This is a genomic window from Pasteuria penetrans (assembly GCF_900538055.1).
GTDB classification, from domain to species: domain Bacteria; phylum Bacillota; class Bacilli; order Thermoactinomycetales; family Thermoactinomycetaceae; genus Pasteuria; species Pasteuria penetrans.
On sequence record NZ_UZAC03000001.1, the window covers coordinates 553992 to 575403 of the forward strand.

15 protein-coding genes and 1 pseudogene are annotated in these 21412 nt (G+C 45.6%); 11 read left to right on the forward strand and 5 right to left on the reverse strand.

Features of this window, described 5'->3' with window-relative positions; all coding sequences use genetic code 11:
- The first annotated feature begins 783 nt into the window (after positions 1 to 783).
- The gene (locus PPRES148_RS02195) at positions 784 to 1674 is read left to right on the forward strand and encodes a hypothetical protein (RefSeq protein ID WP_149453033.1); all 891 of its coding nucleotides are present in this window, start codon (positions 784 to 786) and stop codon (positions 1672 to 1674) included.
- On the opposite strand, the gene PPRES148_RS02200 is transcribed toward PPRES148_RS02195, so the two are convergent.
- Entirely contained in the window at positions 1671 to 2159 is a 489-nt protein-coding gene (locus PPRES148_RS02200; RefSeq protein WP_149453034.1) for a YugN family protein, read from the reverse strand. The two genes, PPRES148_RS02195 and PPRES148_RS02200, sit on opposite strands and share 4 nt — an antisense overlap.
- A 260-nt stretch (positions 2160 to 2419) precedes the next feature.
- Here PPRES148_RS02200 and PPRES148_RS02205 point away from each other — a divergent pair, with 260 nt between their 5' ends.
- The 4 genes and pseudogenes from PPRES148_RS02205 to PPRES148_RS02220 all read left to right on the forward strand — a co-directional run bounded on the left by PPRES148_RS02205 (position 2420) and on the right by PPRES148_RS02220 (position 5464).
- Complete coding sequence (locus PPRES148_RS02205; protein ID WP_149453035.1) at positions 2420 to 3256, forward strand: M23 family metallopeptidase; 837 nt, start codon at positions 2420 to 2422, stop codon at positions 3254 to 3256.
- A 174-nt stretch (positions 3257 to 3430) separates the two neighbouring features.
- Positions 3431 to 3721 (forward strand): sporulation transcriptional regulator SpoIIID, encoded by a 291-nt coding sequence (gene spoIIID / locus PPRES148_RS02210; protein WP_149453036.1) that lies wholly within the window; start codon positions 3431 to 3433, stop codon positions 3719 to 3721.
- A gap of 449 nt (positions 3722 to 4170) precedes the next feature.
- Positions 4171 to 4596: pseudogene (gene fabZ, locus PPRES148_RS02215) on the forward strand (3-hydroxyacyl-ACP dehydratase FabZ); the annotation flags it as partial.
- Positions 4597 to 4768: 172 nt separating this feature from the next.
- Positions 4769 to 5464, forward strand: a complete 696-nt coding sequence (locus PPRES148_RS02220) for an LbetaH domain-containing protein (RefSeq protein WP_149454194.1) — start codon at positions 4769 to 4771, stop codon at positions 5462 to 5464.
- Positions 5465 to 5513: 49 nt separating this feature from the next.
- On the opposite strand, the gene PPRES148_RS02225 is transcribed toward PPRES148_RS02220, so the two are convergent.
- Positions 5514 to 6407: an LCP family protein gene (locus PPRES148_RS02225; protein WP_149453037.1), complete on the reverse strand. Its 894-nt coding sequence runs from the start codon at positions 6405 to 6407 to the stop codon at positions 5514 to 5516.
- Between the two features lie 896 nt (positions 6408 to 7303).
- On the opposite strand from PPRES148_RS02225, the gene PPRES148_RS02230 reads away from it, so the two are divergent.
- The 6 genes from PPRES148_RS02230 to PPRES148_RS02255 all read left to right on the forward strand — a co-directional run bounded on the left by PPRES148_RS02230 (position 7304) and on the right by PPRES148_RS02255 (position 16092).
- Positions 7304 to 7999, forward strand: coding sequence for a hypothetical protein (locus PPRES148_RS02230; protein WP_149453038.1), 696 nt, complete (start codon positions 7304 to 7306; stop codon positions 7997 to 7999).
- Positions 7986 to 8387, forward strand: coding sequence for a hypothetical protein (locus tag PPRES148_RS02235; RefSeq protein WP_149453039.1), 402 nt, complete (start codon positions 7986 to 7988; stop codon positions 8385 to 8387). Before PPRES148_RS02230 ends, PPRES148_RS02235 begins: the two co-directional genes overlap by 14 nt.
- Positions 8388 to 9667: 1280 nt before the next feature.
- Entirely contained in the window at positions 9668 to 10528 is an 861-nt protein-coding gene (locus tag PPRES148_RS02240; protein ID WP_149453040.1) for an ABC transporter permease, read from the forward strand.
- Positions 10528 to 11313 (forward strand): ABC transporter ATP-binding protein, encoded by a 786-nt coding sequence (locus PPRES148_RS02245; protein WP_149453041.1) that lies wholly within the window; start codon positions 10528 to 10530, stop codon positions 11311 to 11313. Before PPRES148_RS02240 ends, PPRES148_RS02245 begins: the two co-directional genes overlap by 1 nt.
- 1605 nt (positions 11314 to 12918) lie before the next feature.
- Entirely contained in the window at positions 12919 to 14115 is a 1197-nt protein-coding gene (locus PPRES148_RS02250) for an ABC transporter substrate-binding protein (RefSeq protein ID WP_149453042.1), read from the forward strand.
- Positions 14116 to 14877: 762 nt separating this feature from the next.
- Positions 14878 to 16092, forward strand: coding sequence for an ABC transporter substrate-binding protein (locus PPRES148_RS02255; RefSeq protein ID WP_149453043.1), 1215 nt, complete (start codon positions 14878 to 14880; stop codon positions 16090 to 16092).
- A 920-nt stretch (positions 16093 to 17012) separates the two neighbouring features.
- Here PPRES148_RS02255 and PPRES148_RS10560 read toward each other — a convergent pair.
- The 3 genes from PPRES148_RS10560 to PPRES148_RS02270 form a co-directional block, all read right to left on the reverse strand.
- The gene (locus PPRES148_RS10560; RefSeq protein ID WP_223127917.1) at positions 17013 to 17186 is read right to left on the reverse strand and encodes a hypothetical protein; all 174 of its coding nucleotides are present in this window, start codon (positions 17184 to 17186) and stop codon (positions 17013 to 17015) included.
- 1326 nt (positions 17187 to 18512) lie between these two features.
- The gene (locus PPRES148_RS02265; protein ID WP_149453044.1) at positions 18513 to 20549 is read right to left on the reverse strand and encodes a transposase; all 2037 of its coding nucleotides are present in this window, start codon (positions 20547 to 20549) and stop codon (positions 18513 to 18515) included.
- Between the two features lie 397 nt (positions 20550 to 20946).
- Positions 20947 to 21186, reverse strand: coding sequence for a hypothetical protein (locus tag PPRES148_RS02270; RefSeq protein WP_149453045.1), 240 nt, complete (start codon positions 21184 to 21186; stop codon positions 20947 to 20949).
- Between the last annotated feature and the right edge of the window lie 226 nt (positions 21187 to 21412).

Consider the following 21412-nt stretch of genomic DNA (forward strand, 5'->3'; position numbering starts at 1 on the left):
CCGCAGTTCTCCGGGGCCGTCTGAACGAGAGAGGGAAGTTGCCTATCCGGAATTGTGAATAAGATGCAATCCTAATCTATAGCAGTACCCCGAGCCAACCTCTGGGAATAGTACACAAAAAAACCATTCAGGGGGGGAAGGGGGCACAGATCCTCTCCTTGGAATGGGGAGATCAAGCGTTTCACCCCAAAGGTTTGCTTTTTTTGGGGACATCGTGTTTGGGATGCGACCGTGGATTCCCTGATATATAATTTCCACACTATCATTTGAAATTAAAAGATGATATGACAGGAAATTCCCGTCTTTTTGTGGTTCTTGGGAAACCGGGGAATTTCTGCATAGGGCCCCTGACATGTTTTTGAATTATTCTATATATTTGTTATAATATTATATTACATGTATATTTTATTTTTTTATATGACCATATATTTAATAACATAGCAATTAAGGAATTACATAATCATATAATATTATCGTTGTTTTGAAATTTGTAATAATTTAAGTATATTTAAAATAGTATATGGTTTAAAATTTCTATAATTATATATATAATATATAATATATAATTCTTTGTATATTTTGTGATGATTTGTTTATTATGAAGACGGTATGTAAATATAAATATTTAATATAAGTATAAATAAAAGGAATACCAAGTTCGACATTTGTGTGCAAAGGGTGGTACAATCGTCATGTGCAGTGGGAGCGTTATTATTTTCTAGTCTCTTGTGGTGAGCGGATTTTGGGTAGGACATTGATGCTTTGCTGAGGGTGTGAGAGATTATGTACAAATTCGGTTGGAGGAATAGCAACAATAATAATCGCTTGATAGATCATCTTCGGTGTAAAAAAAATCGTAAATTACTCCGTTTAGTAGCGTCATTATCATTGTTACCTATGTTGCTATTATTTCTTTCGGCCTGTAATCATGATGTAATTCCTAGCAATGGTCCGAGTCATGATATTGTTCAGCCCAAGAGGTTGGAAGTACGTTGGTCCTGGAAACCGTCCTTGGTGACAGCTGGGGAAGAAGCGGAACTGCATCTGAGGATCAAGAAGGACGGGGATATACCTAGGGGGGTTCCATTGCTTGTTTGGTCTAGTGAGAATTTGGATTCCTTTTTCCGTGTTCTTGATCTTTCCCCAGGTGAAGAGGTTGGGGAGTATAGAGCCCCCATTCGGTTTCCGAGTGGGGGAACCTACCGGTTATGGCTGACATTCCCCCACTCGGAGGGTAGATGGATACCAGAGAGTCATCTGGTAGCTGTCCAGGGTAGTACAGGTACAATAACAACGGGTGGTGATCCTTCCTCAGAATCCCTCACCGTGGATACCAATCCGGAGAAATCCATGAACGGGGCTAGGGTGATTATGCAGACCCCTGGCCCTCTACGTGCTCATCAAGGGGTTGTTCTAACCTTTTCCCTGCGTGACGATATGGGGAGAGGGTTCATACGGGGCTCATCCGATCATCTCGCTTCTATGGCCCGGTTGGTGGTTTTATCCCCCGGATCCGATGAGCTTTTGTATTATGAGACTGACGGGGAATTCATGCGGGATCCCCGATTCAGTTTTGTGGTGGTGTTTCCCAGGCCCGGGAAGTACAGACTGTGGGCGGAACTCCCTCGCTCGGGTGGAATGATTACTGTTCCCTACACTGTTGAGGTTCTCTAATCTTTTTGGGGTTGTGGTCCACGTACGCTAGCGGTTCCCTGTAGTGTCTCTATTTTTCCCTGTGTCCAGAGCCTCTCCAATTGGAGTAGCGTGGCTTGCGCCTGGTGCACCCATCGTCTGCTGATGGGAAGATTTTCATCGGATAGGGGTGACTGGAACTGGTCGATCATGACACCTGCAATTCCCGTTTTGTTGGGGGAGGGGTCGTTTCCTCGCCGGTATTCGTGACGTAGGACAAAGGGTTCTTGAAATTCAATGATAGCCTCGGGATCATCAATACCCATGCCATTGCAATCAGGTGGTCGTCTAATGGGGAATCGTAGGTAGTAGTGGGGCGCAGCATCCCCCTCGTCCAGTGCCTTGTCCAAGAATCCCTGTTCGTTGGTTTTGGCCCCTCCTAGATCGAATCCTAGGGGTTTCATGATGCGGATTGCTTCCCCTAGGGTGGTCCTTGTCCCAATCAATCGGCTTTGACATAGAATCATAGGTAGGTGGTCATCTCCCAACGTAGGTGGAATCCTGTAATCAGGGGCCGATGGGTAGTGGGTACTTTATTCTTTCTTTTTCTGAGGTTTGTTGTGTCTATTTGTGAGTACCCGCTTGTTTGAATATTGGTATTATCATTCTATCCATTGCGGTTTCTTTCAACCTCCATTGCTTACTTGGGGGTTCTTTTGGCTTCTTATAAATTTTTCGGTTACCGTTGTCCGGTAAATGGGTGGAATATGTATGAAGAGGGGGAGGAATGCCCAGACTGGCTTCCGAGGTGGTGGAAGAATTTATGAAGAAGGATGGAACAAAGCCGCAACCTCCAACGTCATTGGAGAAAGCCAAGCGTCGATACCATTTGCGACGTTTGCTAGGTAAAAAGTGGTTTTTTCCCGTCGTATACGTAACAACTGCTTGTCTAATCTTCAGTGTTCTCTTTGTCTCGCGGTTTCTTGATTTTGATTCGGGAACCACCTCGTCCTCCATGGGGTCTCCTTCTACCCACCGTTCTCAGGGAATTGCTCCCACTGTTGCCCCTCCCGTTCCCCCCTCCATGGAGACCAGAGGTGTTTCGTCCAAAGGTAGTAGGAGGGGGGCTCAGCAGGATACCTCAATATCCGCTATTACCCGTTCAGAGGCTATGGGGTGGCCCGTTCCCTTGAAGTCGGGCGCGGTGAGAACTATGGGTTTTTATCAGGGTGGATCCTCCAAAGGGGGAGGAGAGGGGGCATCCCTAATTCATTATGAGAATGTTTTTTTCCCTCATTCGGGGATCGATTTTGCGCGTCCTGACGGTCATACATTCGATGTCTTGGCCACGGCCGCAGGGCGGGTTACCCGTGTGGAGGAGGATGCGGTTGTGGGTAAACAGGTTGAGGTTACTCATCCGGATGGACGGAAGAGTATTTATCAAAGTCTGGCCGATATCGTTGTTCAAAAGGGCCAGTCTGTGCAGAGAGGTCAAGTACTTGCGAGGGCAGGTAACAACCGATTGGAAGGTGGTTCCGGTGTCCATTTGCATTTGGAGACATTGGATGCCCAAGGGCGAGTGGTGAATCCGGAAAATCAGCTTCGGTCGGATGTCGTAAATTAGGAATAATGGGGGGGTTCTTCCACGAATTGAGGATTTTAAAATCGTTCTGCTATCCAGAACGGTTTTTTTTTTGCTATGTGATTGATTCCATCTTTTAGAGCTTGGGTCCTGTGAATAACCGCTTACCGACCTCTCATACAATGTACCAACTGTGGGAGGAGAGGAGAAAAGCGTGTGCATGACTATATCAAGGAGCGAACCATCAAAATTGGCCGCTACTTCGTCGAGACCCGCAATACGGTGCGAACGATTGCCAAGGAGTTTGGTGTCTCCAAGAGCACGGTGCACAAGGATCTTACAGAGAGGCTCCCGGAAATCAACCCAGATCTAGCGAACCAGGTGAAAGAGATCTTAGAGTACCACAAATCCATTCGTCATATTCGTGGTGGAGAGGCCACCAAAATAAAGTATAAGAGGAAAATAAACCCGGGACGTTTTCCTGAAGGCGTAGGATCCAGGGGCTGAAACATGTTGTACTCTCCTGTATGTTATGGTTATGCCCAAGAGGGATATCTATCCCCCTACAAGAGAGGGATGGATCAAGGGGTAGTACTCCCCAATTGCTTGCCGTAGGCGAGTGCATTTTGGCATCGTGTTTTCATGGTAGGGTGAAATGGCATAGGAATGACTCGATTACTTGATGAGGCGGGAATTCCCCTTAGAAAAAAAGTAAGAATATTTAATTATCAACATTTTTATTTTTTGAGGATGATGGATACAGATGGGTTTGGCAATGTTGGTTGAGGAATAATCCCCTATTCTTATCATTTGGAATATGAGTGTTGCGTTTTCTGTCCCGGGGGTATGGTAAGGGGTTGCAAAGGGTTACAGCCGATGCGTACAATAGGGATGCAGATTTTTGTATTCTTATGGATACGACAATTTTTCTTATTACGATGATGGTTAGAGAGGAGATGCAGAAGTTGGATAGCAGCATGATCCAGCGTATCCTCCCACACCGTCCTCCCTTCCTGCTAGTGGATCGGATTCTCCAATGGGGGCCGGGGCAGCAGGCCGTGGGTAGTAAGAATGTTACGGCTAATGAACCGGTGTTGGCTGGACATTTTCCGGGGCAGCCTATTTATCCAGGTGTTCTCGTCATTGAATCATTGGCTCAGGTAGGTGCTCTTCTCCTTTTGCGGGATCAGGAGGCTGTCAAGGGTCGTCTACCGCTCTTTGCAGGCATTGATGGGGTGAGGTTTCGCCGGCCCGTTTTCCCCGGCGATCAGTTACTTCTCACGGTACGTTTAGTACGCCGTCGTGGTTGGACAGGCAAGGCGGAGGCTTCAGCCACGGTCCGAGGACAATCTGTTACGGAGGGCGAGTTGCGTTTTGCGTTGGTTCCCTATCCCGTCGAATCGGCAGGGGGTGTGTCGTCTCCTCATGCTTCCTCTGGTGGGAACAGTGAGGATGGGGGGGATTATTGATGGATATGTTTATATGGAGTCACGGGATTTTTCCCGACGGGGGTTTGGATGCGAATAGTGAGGGTAGCTTATAGGGGGTGGGGAAATGGGTGAATCCGTAATTGTGCATCCCACAGCCCGGATCGGAACAGGGAGTGTTCTGGGTCCCTTTACCATCGTGGATGCGGGGGTTGTCATCGGCGATGGCGTACGGATTGGGTCCCATGGTAGAATTTATGCAGGAACGAGGATAGGTGATCGTGTTACGGTGGGGGATCAAGCTTTGTTAGGTGTACCTCCCTATCAGCATTCTCGTCCATCCTCGGGTTTTTCCTCGGACGGGGGGGGTCTTCCCGTGCTCCGAATTGGTGAGGATGGTTTATTTGGACATGGTGTAGTTCTTTATCGTGGGGCGGAGGTTGGTACCCGCGTTACCATGGGGGATTTTTCCTGGGTTCGTGAGCGGTGTACGATTGGACAGGCTGTCCATCTCGGATGCAGAGTTTCCCTTTCCCATAATGTGATTATAGAGTCAGGTGCCCAGCTGCATAGTCATAGTTATTTGGGTGCCTATACCTATGTGGAGTCTTCTGCGGTGTTGGCATCGGGTGTCCTTGCCGTTAGCGATCCCACGGAGTCTGGAAAATCACAGCAGGATCTCTTGTCACGTATGCAGCGGCAGGGACCCCGCATTAGTAAGGACGCCCGTGTGGGTAGTGGGGCGATTCTTTTATCTAATGTTTTGGTTCGTGCAGGTGACTTTGTCCAAGCTGGTGAGTTTGTGGAGGGCCCCCGTTCGTAGGGGTTTTATGGTGTGTCTTCGATCGTGCTATGGGTAGGTTTTGAGGGAGTTATTGGTTTTCCGTTAGGGTGTCACGTATTTTCTTTAGTTCTTCTGGATCTATTTGTTGTACGGATGCACCGTTTATTCTGGCTGATTTTCCTGTCAGATGGAGTGGTTGGATGTGTAGGTTCTCTTTTGTTTGAATGTAGGTGCCATAGAGATTGTACAGTTGTGTGAGAGGGAGGTCGGTTTTTATATGATGGCTGAGTTCTAGAAGGAGAGCGGGTGTGAGGTGGGCGTTTTCGAGGGAAAGTGCTTTATGGTAGATGCCCTTTAAGGCAATCTGACCCCGCTTGATGCGGCCAATGTCTCCCTCCCGATCTGCCTTTCGCATTCTCACGAAGTCTAGGGTCTGTTTACCGTCGAGGTGCATGGGACCCCGGTGGAATTCATGCCCTCCAAATTGAAAATCGAAAGGTGTGTCTACAGTGATGCCCCCAAGTTGGTCTACAATGGCGCGGAAGCCCTCCATATTGACTTCTATATAGCCATCTATGGGGATATCTAGTAGATTTCCCACGGTTTTGGTGACGAGTGGGGAACCCCCATAGGCATAACTGTGGTTGATTTTTGTGGTACCGTGGCTAGGAACTTCTACATAGGAATCGCGTGGAAAGGCTAGCATCTTAACGGTTTTTCCTCTTGGGTCGAGGTGGATAAGGTGGATGGCGTCGGCTCTCCCAGGATTGTTAGGTCGCTTATCTACGCCGAGCAACAAAACAGTTACCGGGTCCGTTGCGGGGTTCGCGGGTCGTTCCTGGTTTTTGGGGGATGTGGGGTTGTTGGTCTGGATATTGTTCCACAGATAATTAGCACCGATGGCGGTTGCGATGAAGAGGGTGGTTAGGAAACCCAGTACGATCCATAACCATCTTCTCCTTTTGTGCGGCTTAGTTTTCATTTCTATACTTCCCCCTCTGAAGGGATTGAGTAAACTTTGTGATTGTGGCCCGAGAAATAAAAAAGAAGTTTTTTTTAAATAATATCTATAAATTGTGGATGGAGTTATTATTTATAGGGACGTTCTCATCTAGATGAATTATCGTGAATCACAAGTTGTGCAAAGAGTACAAGTATAGATATAAAATATAGAACATGTGTGTTACGACTGTGTGGATTGTTGTGGGGGAGATTGCTATTTTTAGTGATCACTGGGGACTACCCAGTAAACTTCATTCATTTTAACTGAAGAATAGCCGGCGGGAAAGGAGGTCCCTGGTCCTTTTCCTTGATCTTTAGGGGGGGGTTGCCTCGGGATGCATGATTCCCTCCGTTATAGAGGAATAGTGGCTGTTTCATAATCCCACTCTTTCTTCTCACGTGGCACCCTGAATTCACTATATCATCATTGTATCAGGAATTCTGATTTATATACCATGTTTAGAGTCTTACATTTTGTTTATATTCATTTCATGGTGCTGGTGCGGTTAAAAAGGTTCACAATTGTTTCCTGAGGTTCGAATAAAAATGGAAGCGGATTCATAAAAATAACCACATAAACTTTTATGAGATCATACTATCTATAGAAGCTCGGTCCCCCAACTATGGTCAGTCTACCCATATTTATGATAATATTCTGAATATATAAAGTAAAGTAGGACGTGACCCTCTTTCCCTATGTACATTCGAAATAACTTCTATGTATTACCTGAAAAATACTCCCAAAGAAACTTGAAGACCATCTATTATTCCTATACCATCCTCTTTGTATCCACATACAAAAAGGAGGTTGATAACAGATGGTCTCAAGGCATTGTACCATGGAACCGTCGAACTTGAAAGGGGTGGAGGAATGGATTGGATACTTCGCGGACAAGTGGTACTGGTGTTCCACCAAGGAAGAAATTAAACTTGCAATCCTTTGCGAGTATTACGGGCAACATGCTTTCGTTGTTGGCATACGAGGAAAAAGCAAGATGCAATGGTACACAGGGTTTCTTTCAGCACTTCATCACCTTCCAAAAGTCAATAATAGATATGATATCCACCTGCTGTAGAATGGATAGCACGCTAATCAAAAGTAACATAAGGAAATTAACATGTAATGAAATGATCTGTTTGGTAGCAAAAAATGTGGTTTGTGTCCCGGCTGAACTTCTGATTCCCCTCCCCGCGGGGTGGGAGGTCTTTCTGGAAAAGGGGTGCAAAGTAACAGACATCGAGAGTCGGCAATCATTGAGCCATCAGCCCCCTCTTCCCCCCAAAGAAGGGGTAACAACAAAGGATCATGGGACTGCAGAGCTGATTATGGGTTGCTTGGCTATAAGGAAATGCCTCTCCAAATATGACAAAATCAGATCAATCAAGGGGTATGCATTGCTAGAAAGGGTGATCTGGGAACAGACTGAGGAGGATGAACGAGGAAATCTCAGGATGCTCCTCAAGGTGCGTTCTGGTAGCCCACAGAGCCCTTATGATCCTGATGCTCAGTACAGGAAGAAGAACAAACAGGAATGTTGGAGGATATTCCGGGTAGATCGTGGGGGATCGTGATCGAAAAAGGGAAATAAGCCTAATTTCCTTTTTTGATCTTAGAGGTTCTCTGCATCCGGATACGACCTTTGCGAAGGAATACATAGGAACATGGGTTCCCCATGATGGAACGCGGTTGTGTGCTGATGAGGGGTACTACAGCCATGAGGTCAGTGAGCTTGCCCAATCAGAGGGTATTTTCCTATGTTTCACCCATAGGACAGGCCAAAGGGGGAACCCCAATAAATTAAGGGCAAGCACGTTTGTACGAGACACAAAGAACAAAGGAAATCACACGATGCGTGAAACAGGGAACCATCGTGCGGCCATTGGGGGCGTTTGCTCCGCACTAAAAAATACCTACGGAGCTTGCCGACTAAGGTGCGTGGTGAACGAAGAGCTAGGTTGACAATGTTCGCAAAGTGTGTAGTGTATAACACATCTCAATTTTCCGAATATATAGTAAAATTTATAAGAATAAGAAGGAAATATGCGATATAGTGATTAGTATATCTCGTAATTGAAAAAAAACATAAAATAATCGGCAATATCGGCCGGTCTATTTGTCGTGCTAAGATGTACGGAATAGGGCATTCATTTCCACAATCATGGGTTCAAAAACCTAATTTCCATGGTTATAGTAGAAACCCAACCATAATCGTTACGTTTCATTGTATCTAGTCCCAAACATTCATACTATTCATTTTTTATTTACATTACAAATTATTTATACATATTATACAGAAGTAATTTATCAACTATTAGCAATCAATATATTATTTTGAAAATATAATTAATATTGGAAAAACCAAATCAACTGATTTTTACTTCCCGCACCAGCACTATTTATACAAGTTAAGGGAAATATGTTCCCCTGGAGGGGCCAAAAGTAGGTCTAAAAATTCCCTCAAGAGAATGCACATACCCGTTCGGATGCCATTGTTTCCTCTGTTGCACTCCCGTTTTCACAGATGGTACAATTAACCAGGACGTGGTGGTTTTGGGCAAGAGGGGGAATCGGGGGTAGTTCCTAGCTGCTGATTCAGATTCAATTGTGTCCGAGGCTGGATCTACAGAGTTCATTAGGAACAGGGGCATTGAGTTCGCTTGCTTCCTGAATAGTCCCATCATTGGAATATAAGGACTGGGATAGGGCCGGGATCACCCTGGAACCGGTTTGAATTTCGACCTGTAGGTTACCCTCCTGTCGCCCCCTAAAATTGTTGATGAGGTGAGGAGATGTGGTGTAGGTGAAGAAAGCCGTTATTTTATAACATATTAGGATGTTTTTACCCCATCATAAAAATTCAATGCGGAGGAACATGGGTTCACAGGGATCTAGGAACCTGCTGGGGGTAGGACCATGTCCTGAAAGCGGTTCTGGGGATTGGCAAATCCCGTGAAAGTTTTGATTTCATGCACAGTGGAGCACTTTTTTCACCGAAAAAATGGGGTTCGTGTGGTGTCGGTGTACATCACAGCGACGGCGACGATCGTCGTTCCAGCCACGTCATTTTTTGCTTTTCCCTACCCGTTAGAACAAAATTTATTAAAAATTGAAAAAATTCATATAAAGCAACTTATATCCAGATCAGGGATCGAGGGGATCGTTTTGTTTTTGCGGCAGCGCCCGTTCATACATTGGGCAAATGTGGGACAAAATGCTGATCAAAGGGGCTTCCACACAACATGGATCTAAAGACGCAGCGGAGAAACAAAAATTTTCCCTACTTTGCCCCCCTATGGGGTAGTTTGTGGAGTAATCCATGGGAAAGATGGGGATTGCCTATATTCTGTTCCCTATTGAGTACCCTTTGTGTTCTTGCTCTATGGATAGGAATAGCAGGCGGTATCCCGGGAACGGAGAAATTCCAATTCCCTACCCCTATGGAAGTTTTGGGAGTACTGCAGGAAGATCCAGATCTTTGGTTGGGCGCCATGAAAACCACCCTTTTTCTGTGCATATTGGGCACCCTTATTAGTATTTTCCTTGGTATCGTATTGACTATTTTGCTCTATCTGTTGCCTACTCTCAAGAGGTTCCTACATCCTATTCTGGTATCGACTAAAAGCATTCCCATGTATGTGGTAGCCCCCATGCTAGTTTTTCCCCTGGGTCAATCGAAAGCAACAGGAGTTATCGTTGTCGTACTCGTTACCTTCCTACCTGTCTTCATTTCTATGGGCAGGGGAATGCAACAGGTGGATCCTGTTCTATACACTTACCTAGAAATAGCAGGCGCTTCTCGTTGGCAACGCCTCATTCATCTTGCGTTGCCCAGCAGTTTAGGGGCCTGTCTCTCTGGAATTGAATTGGCGCTCATTAGTGGCGTGAACGGGGCTGTACTAGCCGAGAGCATTGGGGCGGGTCAAACCGACGGGATAGGATATATTGCCCGTGAGTCCTCCCATTTCAACTTCCATACGGGACGTCTGTTTGCCGCTGCGTTACTTCTTGTTCTAACGACACTAGTTTTATTATTCATGGTCCACGTCGTTTCCTATTTGGGTTTTCGCAGGTTAAAAAAGTGGCAAGGAGCTCTAGGGTAATGCTTTCCATTCAAAATCTCAGTTTCTGCTATGAAAATGGTAAACGAGGGGAAGAATCGGGGGGATTGGTGCTCAATGACATTTCCTTTGGGATGGATAAGGGGGATATTGTAGCTCTACTAGGACCTTCGGGATGTGGTAAGAGTACACTGTTTTACATCCTTGGTGGTTTATACGCTCCTACTAAGGGGTCCATCTACTTGCAAGGGCGCTCCTTCATTCGGGAACCTGGTAGGATCGGGTACCTGTCCCCCCAACCTTCTCTTTTCCCCTGGAAGACAGTGTATGACAATATAGCGATGGGGAGGCTTTCGCAGAAACCCAACCCTGCTACTGATTCCCCATCCGTCGAAGAACTCCTTGCTGTCATTGGCTTAACTGATTATGCTAGGGAATATCCCAAGGCTCTCTCTATGGGAATGCAACAGAGGGTCGCTTTGGCGCGTGCTTTGTATGGTGGGCATGCACTCCTGTGTTTAGATGAACCTTTTTCCTCCCTAGACAACCTCAAAAAGAAAGAGTTGTTGGTATGGCTGCGAGGGTTGCTCAAGGAACGACACACAACTACATTGGTCGTCACTCACAGTACGGAGGAAGCCGCGATTCTAGCAGATGAGGTTCATTGTCTTACCCCAAGGCCCAGTAAAATTTTCGAGAGCCTCCTGGTTCCTCTCCAGGATATGGAGAGATTCGACAGTAGCAAGAGCCTCAAACGCTTGCAATGGCAGGCTAAGGTAGAAAACTTATTTGCCGGTTACAGCGAGCACCGCGATGTTACATCGTAAGAATGAACAATAAACTCGATAGGCGAACCTCCCCGAGATTCCGCGGGAGGGGTTCGCCATGTGAGCGGCCGAGGATAGCAGACTCGATAGGAAAGGAGCTACCCCCTGGGTGTCCCCTTCGATCTTACGGGGAAACAGAAAAGAGAGGTGGGCCCGTGGGTTCACTCTCGTTTCCCCCTCCCTTACACAATGTTTTTGTCCATGGTCCTAGAGCTGGCGTTGTGAGGGAAAGGTTTGAGTATTCTATGGCACCAAGGTAGATTCCAGGGTATCTATGGATTGGATTGCTCATATGAAGCACACGGGCCTGTGGGTAGCCCAACATGAGTTTTTTTCCTTAAGGGAGGAGATTGGGTGTTGAATTTCTGAGGGGACAATGGAGATTGGATTGTGGTAGCCAACGGACTGATGTTGGGTTTTGTAGGCAAAAGGTTGTTTTTATAAGACCGTATATGGGGGTATCCTCATTCAGTTCATTGCAACCCTTATGTAGAGGGATCCCAATGGGATGCTTGTCGTGGAAAAAGTCCCGGCCTGTGTGTCGAGAGCAGGTGCTGATCCCAATAGGTAAATAACTATATAATTATTATTATTTCTAGTAAGTCGATGCGATTCAGCAGGGTATTATAGATGTTGCCTGGCTTTATATAGGGATGGGATCGTGTGGATTAAGCATATCTGATGCTGCAGAATTGGATTCATGTCTCAATATTTATGTAACCGTAATTGTAGCCAGGAAGGGAACGGAAGGATCCCGGAGGTCCCCCATAGGTTCTCACGTGTTGCTGCAGGATGATGGTACTGATACGCCCATTGCATATTCAGAAGAAGTTGCTGATATTTTGATGGAGGAACATAGGATATGGGATCAATCGGTAGTAAAGGCAGGCCGATAGGATAGGGTGCCCCATTATCAAGCAAGTACTCCTCGCAAGTGCTCCCTACTAGGGATTTCAGGATAAAAAAGTTGTTCTATTTTAAATACTATTATGGTGGAAAAAGGATTGCTATACACATCCTCTGAGAGAGGAAAGGTATGTACTCATCATTTTGGGGATGGAGAGGGACGATCGAGATAAGGATAGGGATTTTTTATTATTTTTGAAAAATAAAGACGGGATCATGGGTTCGTAGATTAGGTAGAAAAAGAGGGAGTAGGGTCTGGTCTCCCCCCATGTGTGTTTTTTGTAATATAATAAAAATATTGTAAATATGAGTAAAGGGAGTCCCCGAGATGGAATCTCTCCCGAAAACCCCGCCCAGGAATCCACATCCACAGCGGGATGCTGTCCTTTTTTTGGCCTATCCTCTCTGGGGATTTCATGAATATTTTTTTATAGAACAGATATTCCTGGGAACCCCATTTCAGTATGTACTTGACCCCGCTCTTTTCTGATTTTTTTATGCCCATTGGGTGGGCTGCACTAGTAAGCATTTTGGGGGGCTTTATATGCCAAAATTTCGGTTTCTTCGCTCGGTTTTTTGGCATAGCTGGTGGGACTGGATCCCATCTGCTTTTGCCCCTGTCTCGTTTTTCCCGCCTGTCCCTAGGACGTGGACCTCTGTATTTTTCGATTCACGAAAATTTGGAAAAGGTGGAATAAAATGCTGACGAAAAAGGCCTCTACACAATATGGATCCGGGGACACAAAAAGGAAATGGTCTATATTTCGCTCCCCGTGGGGGGATAGTCTATGGAAGAAACGGGGATTATCTGTGTTTCGTTTTCTGGGTACCATTCTCACATTCCCCTTGATTCTATGGAAGAATAGGGTTTATCCCCGTCCACCTCTTATTTGCGCGGTATCGTTGTTTCTATCGGTGGCCTTGGGATTGGCAGGTTGTGGTGGGGAAAGGGTAAAGGATTCCACAGTACCGGGACCGATGTCTAAACTCAAGGTGTCCATGGATTGGACCAGCAATACGAAACACACAGGCCTTTATGTAGCCAAACACAAGGGTTTTTTTCAGAGAGAGGGATTTGATGTCGAATTTTTGCAAGGACAATTCGTTGCGGCGGATCGGGTTGTAGGCAGCCAACAGGCCGACGTCGGACTCTGCGGGCAAAAGAGCGTTTTTATGGCTCGTAAAAAGGGTATTCCTATTCGGTCCATTGCAGCCCTTATACAAAACGAGCCCAATGGAATCGGTGTTGCGGAGAAAAGCGGTATTACCCAACTCAAGGATCTCGAGGGGAAAAAATATGGAACTTATGGGGGGAGTCTCGAATTAGCCATGTTGCAATCCATGATGCGTCAAAAAGGTGCTGATCCAAGTAAGGTAACTGTTGTTGGGTCGCACGACTTCAGTAGGTCAGCCGCGATCCAACATGGGATTATTGACGCCGCCTGGTTTTATAGGGGATGGGATGGCATAGAGGGGGATGTAAAAAATCAACCCGTAAGGATCTTCGATTCTGCAGAATTGGATCCTCGTCTCAATGTTTATGTAACTGTGATCATAGCTAATGAGGAAACGATACAAAAGGACCCGGAGAAGCTCCGTAAGTTTCTGCGTGCCGCAGGCGATGGTTACCGATATGCTATAGCGCACCCGGAGGAAGCCGCTGATATTCTGATGAAGGAAAATAGGATGTTGGATAAGGCGGTAGTCAAGGCGAGTCAGCATTATATGGGGCCCCGTTACCAGGCAAATGCTCCTTATTGGGGATTTCAGGATGAAAAACGATGGTCCGATTTCAAAGACTATATGGTGGAAAAGGGATTACTGGATCCATCCTTTGATGTGGAAAAATTCTTTACCAATGATCTTCTGGATAAGAGGGAGAATCCCTCCAGCTAGGTACCATGCAGTTGGACCAAACCGTGGTCCGTTTTTTTTTACCCTGTCTTTTCCATTTTTGGGAAGCGTGATACGATGAAACGGACCCTGCAAACCTGTATCGATTACGATCTGTGGAAACGTGGTTCAGGTTGTGGGGGGCAGGTCGTTTCTGGATTTTCGAAACTGGGTTGGTAAGGTGGCGGGTTCTCTACCTCTTGGCGTTTTTGGGATAGGGGGTGGCTTTAGGAAAGGATGTGGGCCCCTCCCTTTCATGTGGTGTGTGGGAATCGGGTTCGCATCCGAATGAGTGTGTGCATTCATCGAGTAGGGATGGCATTTCAGCCAACCCTCTAGTTTTGTCCCTGTCCTATTTTTCCCGCTTGTCCCTGGGGCATAAGCATCTGTTTTTTTCGATCCATGAACTGATTTGCAGTAGGCATCCACATTTACGGTTCTAGTTTCGCATGTTTTTTTGTAGGACCACTATTCCATAATCTACCCTAATACTTATGGAGAATTCGTATTGGTGTTCTCTTTATCACTTATCGTAGGATCTATTTCAGAGGAAAAGCGTATCTACAGAGATTTAGGGGACCCGATGGATTCCCAGCCATGTTCTGAAGAAAACCCTGGATAGGGTATTCTATCCCGTGAGGGAAAGGAATGGGAAGCCCGCAGGTGAATTACGCATGGGGGATCCACAAGTTTTTCGCATATTATGCTTTAAAAACATGGGTATATCCATCTACTAATTCTATAATTTGGTAAAGGCGTGACAAAATGCCAAAAAAAAAGTCTCCCCTACAACATAGACCCGGGTACGTAATGAAAAAATGGCTTATGTTTTGTTCTTTGTGGAGGAATAGTTCATGGAGGAGACGAAGATGGTCCACATTTTGTTTTCTATTGGGTAGCGTTTTCACATCCTCCTCGACTTCACGGAAAAATGGGAAAGGGTGTTCCAACAGTGTTTATCCCCGTTCCCTTCTTGTTTGCGCGGCATCGTTGTTTTTATCGATGGCCTTGGGGTTGGCAGGTTGCGGTGAGGAAAAGGTAAAGGATTCCACAGCACCAGGACAAGTTTCTAAACTTAAGGTGTCCATGGATTGGACTATCAATACGGCTCACACAGGCCTGTATGTAGCTAAACATAAGGGTTTTTTTCAGAGGGAGGGATTTGATGTCGAATTTCTGAAGGGGCAATTCGTTGCGGCAGATCGGATCGTGGGTAGCCAACAGGCTGATGTCGGTCTCTGCGGGCAAAAGAGCGTTTTTATGGCCCGTAAAAGGGGTGTTCCTATTCGGTCCATCGCAACCCTTATGCAAAATAATCCTAATGGAATCACCGTTGCGAAGAAAAGTAGTATTACCCAACTCAAGGATCTCGAGGGAAAAAAATACGGAGCTTATGGGGGAAGTCTCGAGTTAGCCATGTTGCAATCCTTAATGCGTCAAGCAGGTGCTGATCCAAGTAAGGTAACTGTGGTCGATGCGCATGATTTCAGTAAATCAGCTGCGATTCACCAGGGGGTTATCGACGCTGCTTGGCTTTATAAGGGATGGGATGGCATAGAGGGGGATGTGAAAAATCGACCCTTAAGGATCTTCGATATTGCGGAATTGGATCCACGTCTCAATGTTTATGCAACTGTAATCATAGCTAATGAGGGGACGACACAGAAGGATCCAGAAAGGCTCCGTAAGTTTCTGCGTGCTGCAGGCGACGGTTACCGATATGCTATTGCACACCCGGAGGAAGCCGCTGATATTCTGATGAAGGAAAATAGGATGTTGGATAAGGCAGTAGTAAAGGCAAGCCAACATTATATGGTGTCCCACTACCAAGCTAACGCCCCCTACTGGGGATTTCAGGATAAAAAGCGATGGTCTGACTTCAAGGACTATATGGTGGAAAAGGGATTACTGGATCCATCCTTTGATGTGGAAAAAGCCTTTACTAACGATTTCTTGGATAGGAAGGGGTCGTTCTCCTAACTAGTTTTTTTCTGTCTCTGCGAGCACCAGAAATAGTGGATTGGGGGGCATGAACCATGGAGACGGGGAAGAAAGCAGAACATAGTATTTTGAATTATAAAATTAATGTTTTTTATATTTTTCCTTGGGGTTCTGTGTGTCGTTGTGTCCTATGGGGGGTTTCCCGAAATCGGTAGATGGGGTTGAATGGCCTAGCTTTGGACCACGGCCAACGCACAGTCTGAGATGAGGAGAGATGATCGTAAGGTTGGCGAATTGTGTCCGTCCAGGGACGATGTCAAGAAGCTGGGAGTATTGGATGCATGGTTCTAGGTTGAGCATAAAACGGTGGAACCTAGGGGATAGATGAGGTATCTATTGCCAAATTTGAATCCAAGCTAAAGCAAAACCTATACAAGACAGGGAACCGAATGAATGCAGGGTCCTATTTTCTACTAGGAACCCTCCCTGGTATAATGGTACTGATCGGTACAGTAGAAGCGGGTCCCCCGTGGGGGAAATAGGAAAACAGTTCGAAGGGATTCAAAGTTTGGGATGCAACTATTTATCATTATGGCTAGGGGTTCCCATGCAAACGATGTCTCTAGGAGGAAATCGGGGAAGACTAAGAAACGGGGGGAAACTAGGTGTCCCCCCGTTTTCCGTTCTTACCCTAGTTATCCCGTTGTTCGTTTCTTTATTGTACGCAATATCCACAAACGGGCTAGGAAAAACATGATTGTCTGGATGCTTAAAAATACAGTAATTACTTGCACTGTGGAAAGCGACACAACCGACCAAGTTTTGTTCCCCGCTTTTTCCCCTTCATCCAGGAGGATTACTTGTTGTACCCCTCGTGTCCCATAGTACAACGTGCAGATTGTCAGGAAAAAAGCTAAAAGCAAAGGGGAAAAGAAAATATAGAAAATTTGGACTGTGATTTATTTTTGTAAATTTTGTATAGAAAAATCCATTCTTAATAGATTATGAAACCGTTGCCGTTGGTCCTCCATATCGGTATAAATTCGAAGCCATAGGGAGTTACTAGCAATGGCAACAAGGATAAGGCAAATGGTTGGCATGGCGAGCAGACAGGGAAATAGGAACCGTTTCATTTTGGTCCCTTTGACTGCCATCATGGATTATATGATTTGCCCCTTTGTTTGTGGGAGTAGTCCTTTGGGAATCCGGCAATGAACTGGTATGGAACACTAGAGAATGAAAAGTTGAGAAATTCATTGCACCCTGCTTCGATATATAATTGACATTCCGAAACTTTCGAATACTAGGATTCCGTAGGTCTAGTAATTTTGAGTACACCTTATTCCCCAGTAGGGGACGGTCAGATCTTTCTGTACGGAACCTCCATACGTCAAAAAACCCGCTCCAGTAAGGAGAAGGGTTTTATTTGTTTAAAAATGTTAATTGGGAATCCAACCCGAACCCTTGTATCTATCTTTCTCTATACCTTTCAGGCCTCATTGGGTATGATTTAATATATATTCATAGATGCATTTATATTATTATTTTTATTTGATAATTATGAATATGATACAAGGATTGCCCCTATCGTGTCAGATTCAGATGATGATGATCCCCATAATGTGTACTTGTGAGGCCTGTAAAACCTTGTTGGGGGTTCCGGGGACGGTCAGATCTTTCTGTACGGAACCTCCATACGTCAAAAAACCCGCTCCAGTAAGGAGAAGGGTTTTATTTGTTTAAAAATGTTAATTGGGAATCCAACCCGAACCCTTGTATCTATCTTTCTCTATACCTTTCAGGCCTCATTGGGTATGATTTAATATATATTCATAGATGCATTTATATTGTTATTTTTATTTGATAATTATGAATATGATACAAGGATTGCCCCTATCGTGTCAGATTCAGATGATGATGATCCCCATAATGTGTACTTGTGAGGCCTGTAAAACCTTGTTGGGGGTTCCCAAAGGCCTGGTAACACTTGCACACTTGCATTGCAGTGTTAGGGATTCCGTCCCTTCCATTAGACCCAGGGGATTGGGAAGTTCCACTGGCACCCATATCATACCCCGGTGGTGTATCAGACCTTGTGGAACCTAGGGAGAGACCAGCGGGAAATCGCTAACAGCTGCGATATCCGGATCAGGACTGGGCCTAAATTGTACAGACCCTTGCGCGGGGAATCCGAAACCCAGGGAGGCAGTGGCACCTGTTTTCGGAGATCCTTGTATACTCATGGGACCTTGATAAACCGGGGGACCAACAGGGGTACCCACAGTGACGCCCCCGGAATCTAATCGAACCTACATTCAGGAATTCCGTACATCACCTACGGGATCCCCTAGATTCTTCCCCCGAGGGGATCAGGAATGTGGGCTAAGAGGACACCGGGGAATCTGGTACGGTGGTAAGCCGGATACCACCAGGACGTATCAAACCATTGTAGCCATTTTCTATAACAAAAGCTGATTATGCCGTATCCATAATAGCCCATTGCAACATTCAATAGTTTGTTTTGCCAACGAGGCGAGGATGTTCCCCAATTCTTGGCAATCTCCTTTCCATCCCTTTATACATATCTCCATAAGACTCCGACAGTTTTTCTCGACACGCCCTATTCTAAACTCAAAACATTTTTCCTTATCAGAAATTTCTTCATCAGGGATTAGATCCCCTTCCTTGAATGGGAAAATAAGGGGGGATTTTTCCATCCTCAGTCCAGCTATGTGGGCTGCTCTCTCTTGTTCCTCTGTGCTGCGAAATCCACCTTTCCAATCAGCCCAGCGGCTTATGAGCCTATTCATACTCTCAATCCTGTTAGTATTCAATAAAACCCTAATAATTTCTGGATTACTAAAAAACTTGACAACATTCGTATGTGATTCTATATTTACACATAAGTATTCTATAGCGTCTTTCATTTCACCACCGTAGGTGGACTCGAGGGCGGACTTGAGAAGCCCAAATCTTTCCCAAACCTCTTCCTTGGTGGTGCCTTTTAAGACCCAGTAAGCTGCCTTCAAAAACACCGATCCCAATGGTCCTTTCAAACATTTCGGGATCTTTTTTCCTAGGTTACGAGTGAGGTGGACACCGCAGTAATGCAGCTCGGCTTGCGGAAATATCTTATCTCGTAAACCGGCGAACGACCGATGACGGTCGCTCAACATTAACTCCACATTCTTTGTAGAGAAACCCCGCTTCACCAGTTCCCCAACAAGCAGGGCATAATTGTCGGTAGATTCACTGTCCACGCTCTTACAACCCAAATATACCAGCTTGATGCCCTCGTCATCTATGAAGATCCCGAGGGCTGTAAGTACGGGTTTTCCCCGTTTACGCTTCTTTTTCCTCTTACCCTTATGGGTGATGATGTCAGTGTGATCATAGGAGGCATCCAACATGATGCCAAAACATTTGTAACCGCTCAAATCCTGGTTACCAAAAGAATCTAGCCTGTTATAAAGAGGTTGGATATGGGATTTTAGAGTGGATGGTGAGATCTCGATACCCCTTGCCTCATACAAGAGTTCGGATATACTCTGAAATGATATGCCTCTTATCCAAGAACCTTCCACTAATTTGAGATCACGATATCCCAAAATACCCGAATCGCCAATCATTTGAGTGGTAACGGCCTCACGCAATTGAGGAATGCGTATTTTCAACCCGTTTCGTTCACGAAGGGTGAACCCATTACGAGAGTTTCCAGGCATCATTTCATGGTTATACCATTGCTCAAAACACAAACCTAGCTCTATAGCGTGCTTTAAACCGTTTGTACAAAACTCCTCTTCAATATCATCCACCCTATGATTCGTTAGTGGGGTTCTGATGAACGTAGAGAGAAACATCCTTGTTGATTGTTTGGGATATGTAGTAATAAACTGGTGCATTCGAACAGCTATGTCGTTATCCCCTAAACAAATTTTAGCGGCTTTTGCCAGGTGGGAAGCTATCTCACGTTCCTCCTTAGACACTGTTATGTCGTCTGATCCATAGATTGCATCTGTAGATAATATCCTTAAGAGCTTTTGGTCTCTCTTCCATAGTACCGCTGCTCTCTCCCCCTGGGCTTTGGATCCCCCCTTCTTAGCGTTGTTTTCCTCCTTTTGTTCTTTCAATGACTCATTGTTGGGCTTTGGACACCATTTTGCAATAGGGTCCTCCCCCTCTTTCGACTGTTGCTGTTCAAAACCCTGTTTACGATCATTGGGCCGGGAGGGGGGTGCTCCCTCACCACGTTCGAATTCCTCTGACAACGCGCAGAGGGATTCTCTTACTTTCCTAACTCTATCCCTTTGTTCAACAGGAGTAAGCGGGGAATTCTCTATTTCTCTTGCCTCTTCAACAATATATTTCAATTGCGTTGGATCCCCGCTGGCTATGAAGTCCCCATAGCTGTACTGCAGAGGTGAAACATGAAAAAGGGGCTGGCTTGACGGGTTGTCTTTTCGGGAAATTGTGGTACAATGACGTGGAGTGCTCATTTCTTCCTCCCCTTTCGAAAGTATGTTTAGACTTTGGTGGGTTTGAATATCTTAGACAATAGGGTGTGAAGTATTTGGGCACTCTTTTGTGTGCGATTTCTGGTCATATCCCACTTTCCGCTGTAAGATTCAAGAGCGGGTAGTCTGTGGTCCCTAAAAATTCCCTATTTGCGTCTTTTCGATGAACAATTGTTTTTATGTTTTTAATAAATAGATAGAAATTTATTGTTAAATCATATTGTAAATAGCACAAAAGGCGTTATAGGGGTGCTTTTTCTCGGAATCGTGGTTAGATATATCTTCAGAATAATTTTATTTTAATCAGGGGGTTTCCTCTGGAGGAATCCATAGGTCAGCAAAACGTCCCTCCTACACGAAACGGGAATCTCAGTAGAACCTAAAGCTCCCCCTTTCCCTGTTTTTGGTCTCTGTTTTTGTCTTTAGTCCCTTGATCTTTTGTTTTGATTCCCTTGTGTTTTTGTTCCTTTCCCCCTGCCCCCTGGCCTAAGCCAGGGGGTTTTCGCGCCCCTACCCCTCCTCCCCCCCAACTCACCGTTGTTGTTTGTGTTGGCCTGGCCCATTGTGTAATGGAGCCCGGCTTCCCCATCGTGGGGGCTCCAGAATGGCGCTGCTGCATGGCTTTCCTTTATCCCTCCCTGTGTGTGGGGGGAGGAGGGTTCTTCTATGACTGTCATTGCCCTTATGTAGCCCTGTGCGACCCTATAGTCCTTCTCACTTTTACATACACAATTCCGCTATTGTCCTTCGGAAACAGTCGATCCTCTACTCAAAAACTCTGTTCCATGATCCCTTCTGGATCCTCCATTCCACGATATGCATGATGATCAACAGGGTTAGATGAG

Excerpts from the sequence above, each read along its gene's own strand:
- PPRES148_RS02200 (WP_149453034.1), bottom strand. The coding sequence starts at position 2,159 with ATGATTCTATGTCAAAGCCGATTGATTGGGACAAGGACCACCCTAGGG.
- PPRES148_RS02240 (WP_149453040.1), top strand. The coding sequence starts at position 9,668 with ATGGATCTAAAGACGCAGCGGAGAAACAAAAATTTTCCCTACTTTGCC.
- PPRES148_RS02255 (WP_149453043.1), top strand. The coding sequence starts at position 14,878 with ATGCCAAAAAAAAAGTCTCCCCTACAACATAGACCCGGGTACGTAATG.
- PPRES148_RS02225 (WP_149453037.1), bottom strand. The coding sequence starts at position 6,407 with ATGAAAACTAAGCCGCACAAAAGGAGAAGATGGTTATGGATCGTACTG.
- PPRES148_RS02245 (WP_149453041.1), top strand. The coding sequence starts at position 10,528 with ATGCTTTCCATTCAAAATCTCAGTTTCTGCTATGAAAATGGTAAACGA.
- PPRES148_RS02270 (WP_149453045.1), bottom strand. The coding sequence starts at position 21,186 with ATGCAGCAGCGCCATTCTGGAGCCCCCACGATGGGGAAGCCGGGCTCC.
- PPRES148_RS02205 (WP_149453035.1), top strand. The coding sequence starts at position 2,420 with ATGCCCAGACTGGCTTCCGAGGTGGTGGAAGAATTTATGAAGAAGGAT.
- PPRES148_RS02250 (WP_149453042.1), top strand. The coding sequence starts at position 12,919 with ATGCTGACGAAAAAGGCCTCTACACAATATGGATCCGGGGACACAAAA.
- PPRES148_RS02265 (WP_149453044.1), bottom strand. The coding sequence starts at position 20,549 with ATGAGCACTCCACGTCATTGTACCACAATTTCCCGAAAAGACAACCCG.
- PPRES148_RS02195 (WP_149453033.1), top strand. The coding sequence starts at position 784 with ATGTACAAATTCGGTTGGAGGAATAGCAACAATAATAATCGCTTGATA.
- PPRES148_RS10560 (WP_223127917.1), bottom strand. The coding sequence starts at position 17,186 with ATGAAACGGTTCCTATTTCCCTGTCTGCTCGCCATGCCAACCATTTGC.
- PPRES148_RS02220 (WP_149454194.1), top strand. The coding sequence starts at position 4,769 with ATGGGTGAATCCGTAATTGTGCATCCCACAGCCCGGATCGGAACAGGG.